The 8,008-nt window shown below is 58.7% G+C and carries 4 protein-coding genes and 1 pseudogene; 3 read left to right on the top strand and 2 right to left on the bottom strand.

Annotation, left to right across the window (positions count from 1 at the left end):
* Positions 1-770, top strand: a 770-nt coding sequence (locus NKJ12_RS29240) for an NAD(P)/FAD-dependent oxidoreductase (RefSeq protein ID WP_352706898.1), incomplete at its 5' end; no start/stop codon positions are given.
* A 113-nt stretch (positions 771-883) separates the two neighbouring features.
* On the opposite strand, the pseudogene NKJ12_RS29235 reads toward NKJ12_RS29240, so the two are convergent.
* Positions 884-1,142, bottom strand: a pseudogene (locus NKJ12_RS29235) (transposase); the annotation flags it as partial.
* A 213-nt stretch (positions 1,143-1,355) separates the two neighbouring features.
* Here NKJ12_RS29235 and NKJ12_RS29230 point away from each other — a divergent pair.
* A complete protein-coding gene (locus tag NKJ12_RS29230) occupies positions 1,356-3,041 on the top strand; it encodes a GMC family oxidoreductase (RefSeq protein ID WP_352706896.1) in 1,686 nt (561 codons plus the stop codon).
* Between the two features lie 356 nt (positions 3,042-3,397).
* The gene (locus NKJ12_RS29225) at positions 3,398-4,561 is read left to right on the top strand and encodes a M20 aminoacylase family protein (RefSeq protein WP_352706894.1); all 1,164 of its coding nucleotides are present in this window, start codon (positions 3,398-3,400) and stop codon (positions 4,559-4,561) included.
* A 761-nt stretch (positions 4,562-5,322) separates the two neighbouring features.
* Here NKJ12_RS29225 and NKJ12_RS29220 read toward each other — a convergent pair.
* Positions 5,323-7,818, bottom strand: coding sequence for a GcvT family protein (locus NKJ12_RS29220; protein ID WP_352706892.1), 2,496 nt, complete (start codon positions 7,816-7,818; stop codon positions 5,323-5,325).
* Positions 7,819-8,008 lie beyond the last annotated feature (190 nt).

The raw sequence follows: 8,008 nt of genomic DNA, 5'->3' as shown, positions 1-8,008 counted from the left end.
TCCCCGCAGGCCTCCTCGACCTCCGTGCCGGGACGATCCAGCCGCTCGCCTATGTGCGCGGCCTCGCTGGCGCAGCGATTGCCGCCGGCGCGACCGTCTTCACGGCGAGCCCGGTCGAGCACATCGCGCGCGAGGGCGGCGTCTGGCGGCTCGTCACGCAAAGAGGAAGCGTCCGGGCCAAGTGGGCGGTTCTTTCGACCGACACCTACACCTCGCGCATCCTTCCTGAGCTGCGTGGCGAGCAAGTGGTGCTGCCCTTCTTCCATGTCGCGACTGCGCCGCTGAGCCACAGACTTCGCCACACGATCCTGCCCGAGGGGCACGGCGCGTGGGACACCCGCACCGTGCTGACCGCTTTTCGCACAGACAATGCCGGCCGCCTCATCGTCGGCAGCGGCGGCGCGCTCCGCGGCACCGGAACCGTGATCCATCGCCACTGGGCGCGGCGGCGTATCCGGGCGCTCTTCCCGCAGATCGGTGAGGTCGAGCTGGAGCATGAGTGGTACGGTCGGATCGGCATGACGACCGACCATCTGCCCCGCCTTCATATCCCAGCGGAAAACATGATCGCGCTGACGGGCTTCAACGGACGAGGTATCGCGCCGGGTACGGTGTTCGGCCGCGAGCTCGCCCGCCATATCAGCGGCGAGCTGCCGCTCGATGGGATGTTCCTGCCAGTGTCTCCAGCGCAGAACGCCCCCTTCCGGGCCATCAGAGAGGGATACTATGAGCTCGGCGCGCAGATCGCGCATCTGCCGCCGGCGCGCTGATCCCGTCGCGGGCGCCACTGCCGGATGTTTAGGTAGGTAACGGTGTCATTGTAATTCTAGCCGTCGCCCCCGATCCCGCGCGCGTGCTCCATCGCAGTAGACATTTCGTAATCCTATGCAGATCCTGCGGCTTGGGAGTAGTCGGCACATTCGGCTGGGTGAAGAGTTCGACCATCGCGCCGGTCCTACGGGGCCCTTAATGTCTCTCGGCATTTGCTCGCAGCCGCGCGTTAAGTTTGGCCAAGGCGTTCTCAACCGGATTAGAAGTGGGGACGTAGGGCGGCAGGTACAGCAGGCTCGCGCCTGCGGCCTGAATCGCGTCGCGCACGCCCGCGGCCTTTGAACGGGCAGGGTTGTCCAGACGACTACGTCCACCTCCGACCAAGTCGGGACCAGCACCTGCTCGACATAGCCTATTTGGCCAAAGAAAGTTGGGATCTTTTCGGAGATGCACGAAGCAGCGGGCCACAGCGCGTTCCTGCGAAAGGCTCCACAAGATTGCCGCTTTTCTGCCCTTATCACGCCCGCTTGCAGCCCTCCGCAACAAAATCGTGCTAATTTGCGGGCGCAAGATGGGAGGAATCGTTGCTTTTTGACTATATTATTATAGGTGGCGGCTCATCCGGGTGCGTCATGGCGAACAGGTTGTCGGCCGGTGGCAGTCACGTCCTGCTCATTGAAGCTGGGTCTGACTTTCCCCCCAACGAAATTCCTGATGATATTCTCGATGGGAACCCCACGCGCGCTTACTACAATCAACGATATCAGTGGCCCTCACTTACTGCAGCCGTTGTACGAAATAGCAACAGACGTGTGCACTATGAGCAAGCTCGAGTGATAGGTGGAGGCTCCAGTATCAACGCTCAAGTCGCCAATCGGGGAGCCCCCGCCGATTATGATGAGTGGGCGTCCACCGGGGCAACGGGTTGGGATTGGGAAGGCGTCCTGCCATATTTCCGCCGACTCGAATGCGATCTGGACTTTCGCGATCACTTTCACGGCATTAGCGGGCCGCTGCCGATTAGCCGTGCCGACAAAGGAGAGTGGTCAGGATTCGTGAACGCGGTGTCGACGGCTTTTGAAGATGAAAATATACCCTTCTGGCCAGACTTCAACGGTGAGTTCCGCGATGGCCACTCAGTTGTTCCACTCACAAACCTCAACCGTCGCCGCGTGTCAGCTGCGATGGCTTATTTGCCAGAGAGTGTCCGCGCTCGACCAAATCTTACAATTTTGTCAGAGACTACGGTCGTACAACTGACTCTCTCAGGTCGCCAGATAACCGGCGTCGATACTGAGAGTAAGGCCGGTCGCCAACCCTATAGCGCACCAGCGGTGGTCCTGTGTGCTGGCGCTATTCATTCGCCCGCGATACTGATGCGATCCGGTATTGGCCCGGGCAAAGTCTTATCAGAACTTGGCATTCAAGTCGCCGCCGATGTTGAAGGGGTCGGAAAAAACCTGCAGGAGCACGCTGGGGTCGCCATCTCGGCGTATTTGAGACCAGAGGATCGGATGTTGCCGAACGCGACCGGATATATCCAGATGCATGCTCGATATTCATCCGGTCACGACGGTTGCCCCCCTACCGATATGGCCATCTCAGTTCTGGCGAAATCTGCTTGGCATCCCGTTGGCAAACGCTTAGGGACGCTCAATTTCTGGGTTAATCGGGTCTACTCGACAGGAACTGTTTCGCTCACAAGTTCATCGCATCTCGCTGAGCCAGAAGTGAATTTCGACATGTTGAGCGACCAACGCGATGCTGAGCGATTGAAAAACGCGTTTCGATTCGTTGCAAAACTGATTAATCATAAGGCGTTGGCGAATACGGCGCTCGACCCTTTTCCTTCTACCTGGACTGGACGAGCAAAGCGAATCGGCAAGTACAACCGCTTGAACTACGGTCTAACATCCTTTCTCGCAGCCCTTATGGATAGTTCCTCGTCGCTTCGTCGAAGCCTAATCAGGTTCGCAATCACTGATGGTCGCAGCATCTCAGATCTTCTAAATAATGACGAGCGTCTTGATTGCTTTGTAAGACAAAACGTTTTTGGGAACTTTCATCCCACTTCGACTTGCAGGATGGGATCTGCTCATGATCCGAACAGTGTGACGGATCCGACAGGCCGTGTTCATGGACTATCGGGTTTGAGAGTCGCCGATGCGTCGGTGATGCCATTCTGCCCGCGAGCAAATACGAACATCCCAACGATTATGGTTGCCGAGAAAATCTCAGACGCCATACTTCGTGAACGCGGGCAGCAATGAAGGTGGCGCAAGTAATTCTGCAAGTTCATCCGGCCGCAAGGCACATCGGTCACTTCATCTCACTATACGCTGGTCCGGAACCTTGCGGCATGCATCCAAGAACACGAGCCGACCTTCGATCATCTAGAGGTCCATCACCCATGTGAAACGCGAGGAGTTTGCCTCATCTCGAAGCGAGATGGGGTCAATACACACAATGCATTTGACTGTAGAGGTTCAACCTTGGAAGCTTTCCGGCGGTAGAACACGCGACGCGGGACCGCGCATCTAGGATGCCCCGAGCGCGGCTGCGCAGATATGGTTCAAGCTGGCAGACCCAAGGCGCGGGTTTGCTCATTTTGGTGCAGGAGGCAAGAATGCGCAGCGTCGATGATTTCCGGTATATTCACGATGAGGCTATCGCTTGGCGCCGTCACCTCCACCAGAATCCGGAACTCGGATACAACGTGCACAACACCGCCCGCTTCGTCGCCGAAAAGCTTGCTTCCTTTGGGATTAACCATATCGAGACGGGCATAGCCGAGACTGGTGTCGTCGCGGTGATCCAAGGCGCCGGCGGGGACGGATCAACGATTGGCCTGCGCGCGGATATGGACGCCCTGCCGATCGTCGAGGCTACCGGCAAGCCCTGGACTTCCCAGATCGAAGGGAAGATGCATGCCTGTGGTCATGACGGCCACACCGCCATGCTGCTGGGTGCCGCTAAGCATCTCTCCGCCACTCGGAACTTCAAGGGTTCGGTGGCGCTCATTTTCCAGCCCGCCGAGGAAGACGGGCAGGGCGCCGGACGAATGGTGCAAGAAGGGTTGATGGACAGGTTCAATATCTCCCAAGTCTTCGGAATGCACAACATGCCAGGCATTGAGGTTGGCAAGTTCGGTATTCGTGACGGATCGATTATGGCGGCCCTCGATGAGTTTGACATCACTGTCACCGGCCGCGGCGGACACGCTGCAACGCCTCATTTTACCATAGATCCGGTGGTGGTCGGAGCACAGATCATCACGGCGCTCCAGACCTTGGTTTCACGAAACCTCGATCCGACGGAAGCGCTGGTTGTGTCAGTGCCGAAATTCACCGGAAGTGAATCCTACCACATCATACCTGACTCCGTGACGCTGGGCGGAACGGTTAGGAGCCTATCGCCAGCATTGCGCGATTTTGCGGAAAAACAAATCAAGGTCTGCGCTGAAAATATCGCGGCAGCTTTCGGGGCTAAGGTGGAATATCGGCACCGGCGTCTCGAGCCGCTGACGTTCAACCATTCAGAAGCGACCGAATTGGCCGCCGCAGCCGCGCGGGGTCTTGTCGGGCGAGAGGCAGTCAACGAACAGGTCAAGCCGGTGATGGTCTCGGAGGACTTTTCTTATATGTTGCAGGCGCGACCTGGCGCGTTCCTATTCCTTGGCAACGGACCTACCGCGGGCCTGCATAATCCGACCTACGACTTCGACGACAATGCAATCCCTTATGGGATCGGCTACTGGGTCAACTTGGTGGAAGGCGGCTTGGCCTGCTAGCGCAGGTGAGGATATGCTTTTTCTCCAGCTTGCGCACGAACCGCTCCACGCCGCCGGCGTCGCCTCGATCTCGCCGAAATAGCGGCCTCGCCATTGCGGTCGTGCTCGGCAATCGCAATCGCGTGCTTGGGCTTTCGAAACATCGACACCGACGTAAAAAACATTATCTTCTGTTTTGGCCCGTCCTTCGTTTGCCTGGGGATAGGCTCGGCACTCCCCGAGCAACGCCCGTTTACTTCTAAGGCTGCAAAGAATAGGGCGGACCGCCGCTCAGACCACGGTCATAACGTCTAGGCTGTTCCCTCCATCCACGTACTTGGCCGAGCACGGCCGGCGTGCGACCCGAAACCGGATCATGGCAAGCGTACGGCGTATACTCTGGGACACCGAGCGTCGCACAAGCCTGGATGGGCTTGGCGGCCTTTACTGCGCTAAAATCCAATACGGTTGCACGAAATGCCGATGCGATTGCGAAACAAGCCCATGAGCTGCCGTTCGCCCACGTTATGCCAGCCAGAGCACAAATACCGTTGCCCTCATAGCTGAGGGCATTGACTACTTTTGGCGAGAACGTGCGCCGTGTCTATTTCGGACTGTTGGGATCCGATGCCAACGAGGCCAGCATTAAGCTGCCCTGTAGCAACAACGTCATAGCGGGGCGCGTATGTGGGCATCTTATCCCACAATCGATCCGCGACCTGATGCAGCGCGTGCCGGAACCAGAGGCGCAGCTCGTCGTCCAAGATCGCGCAGTCTAGTTTTCAGGCCTTGAGGAGTTCTTTCGCCACCAACTCCTCCACAGCACGCCACTCGCCCTTCACGCGGCTGCGTCCGGCGTCATAGAATGGCCGCAGAGAAGCTATGGCGGAATAGCGCTCCCCAGCGATCTCGATTTCAAATGACCCTCCGGACAGCCAATCAGCCGTCACCCCGGCTTCTGCCCTGAGGTATCCCATGCCGATGCCACAGCCGACAGTGTGGCCAAATCCAGCCGATCGCAGGTATCCGACAAGGCTGCCGTTACGCCAGACAGGCTCGGTCCCGAACATCAACGATTTGGCATCTGGGGCAGCGAGCTGGACCAGCCGCCGGCGCAAGGGTTTGCCGCGCTGGGCCTCGAGTGCAGCGCGTCCGATGAAATCCTCGCGCTTATCCCAGGCAACCGTGAACCCCAGTCCCGATTCCAACGGGGTGTCCTCATCACCCACATCTGCACCCCAGTCACGGTAGCCCGCTTCCAGGCGCAGCGTGTTAAGAGCGACATATCCGGCGTGGCCTAGGCCGAGATCGGCACCGGCGGCCACCAGGGCGTCGTAGACCCCTAGTGTTTGTTCGGTCGGGATGTGAAGTTCCCAGCCCAACTCGCCGACAAAGGTCATCCGGAATGCGAGCGCGAGGCTATACCCGACTTCGATTTCACGAGCCGTTGCGAAGGGAAATGCCTCGTTAGAAAAATCCGCAGGACTGACGCGCTCCAGTAACTCACGCGATCGCGGACCCATCACGGAGAGGGTCGTATATCCGGATGAAACGTCGGCAACCGAGACGTGGCCGGCTCCCTTGGCATGCAAGCGCAGCCAAGCGAGATCACGGGTGCGTTGGACGGCCGCTGTCACGACAAGAAATTCCTCGTCACTGATGCGCGCTATGGTAACGTCGGACTCCATACCGCCTCGCTCGTTCAGCCACGGCGTATAGACAACACGGCCGACGGCTACGTTCACGTCGTTCGTGGACAAGCACTGTAGCAGCGCAAGGGCATCCGAACCCTGCACCAGAAGGTGCGCGAAGGAGGTTTGGTCGAACAGAGTGACGCCGGAGCGGGTGGCCGTATGCTCCGCGCCACTTCTCTCGAACCATTCGTCCTGGCCGAACGTTGCATGGCTTTCTTTCGGCGATCCAGGCGCACCAAACCATTGAACGCGTTCCCACCCTGCGCTTTCACCGAAATTCGCGCCGACGGCGGATAGGCGGTCGTGCAGGGGGGACACGCGGACGTTGCGTGCCGTCCTCGGCGACTTATGCGGCAAATGAAGCGACCAGAGGTTGCCGACCGTCTCCACCGTGCGGTCGTACAGATACCGCCTATTCCGCTGGAAGGGCATTGACCGCCGGACGTCCATCTCCCAGCAGTCTCCCGCTGGCAAGCCTGTCGACATCCACTCTGCCATGACCTTGCCTGCACCACCCGAGGACTCGATGCCGCAGGAATTGAATCCAGAGGCGACATACAGACCTTGAATTTCAGGTGATGGCCCGAGGTGGAACCGGTTATCAGGCGTGAAGCTCTCAGGGCCATTGAAATTCAGCTGAAGGCCGACATTTGCCAGGACAGGCATGCGCTCGATGGCCGCAGAGAGATACGGTTCGATGTGGTCGAAGTCTTCGGGCAACGAATCGAAGCTGAAATCCTGGGGGATGCCGTTCATGCCCCAAGGTTTGCCATTGGCCTCGAAGAAACCTACGAGCAATTTCCCGGCGTCTGCCTTTGCATAGACGCGCGCGTCCATATCGCGGATCGTCGGTAGGTCATGGGGTAGGTCGGGAATTGCCTCGGTGACAACATAGAAATGCTCGGCAGCCTGCAATGGCACCGACCAGTTGAGTTCAGCAGCTATATTCCGCGTCCATAGGCCGGTGCAGATGACCGCCCGTTCAGCTCGGACGGTTCCTTGACTGGTTTCCACGCCGACGAAGCGGCCCTTCTCGACGAGGATGCGTGTGACTGGGGTCCGCTCAAGGATCGTTGCTCCACCCTGGCGCGCCCCAACTGCGAAGGCACGGGCCGTATCGATAGCGTTGGTCATCCCGTCGGAAGCGATCCATGCAGCCCCAAGGACATCGCTGACATCGAGCAATGGGACGCGGCGCTGAGCTTCCGCAGCGCTTATCATCTCCACGTCCAAGCCAAACGAGCGGCCCATCGAAGACCCGCGCTTAAGCTCTTCAAGCCGGTCCTGGGTCGCGGCAACAGTGATGGAGCCGGTTTGCCGAAAACCAGTTGCCTGACCGGTCAGATTTTCGAGGTCCGTGAACAGATCCGCAGAGTATTGAGCGAGCTTGGCCATGGTTTCATTGGCGCGGAGTTGTGTCACGAGGCCTGCAGCATGCCAGGTCGTGCCACATGTCAGTTGGTCACGCTCCAGAAGCAGAACGTCGCGGTGGCCGAGACGTGTTAGGTGATAGGCTATCGAGAGGCCGATAATGCCGCCTCCGATGACAACGTATTCGACATGCGATGGTACTTTGCTGGCCATTTGAAACCTGTTGTAGCTTGGAGCGAAAGCGCCGGCTAAGGCGGGTTGGTTGTGGCCAATAAATTATTATCAGAGATGCCCTGATTTCCGCCGATCTGAATGCCAGGACAGCAGTATTTCTGCGCCATCAGGTCGCCCAATGCAGCATTACTCCAGCAGAAGGGACTACGGTGAATGTGGCGATACTGCA

It is taken from the genome of Mesorhizobium sp. M0195, from assembly GCF_040322115.1.
Lineage (GTDB): Bacteria > Pseudomonadota > Alphaproteobacteria > Rhizobiales > Rhizobiaceae > Mesorhizobium.
Note: the sequence above shows the minus strand (reverse complement) of the source record. Positions and strands in the feature narration are given on the sequence as shown.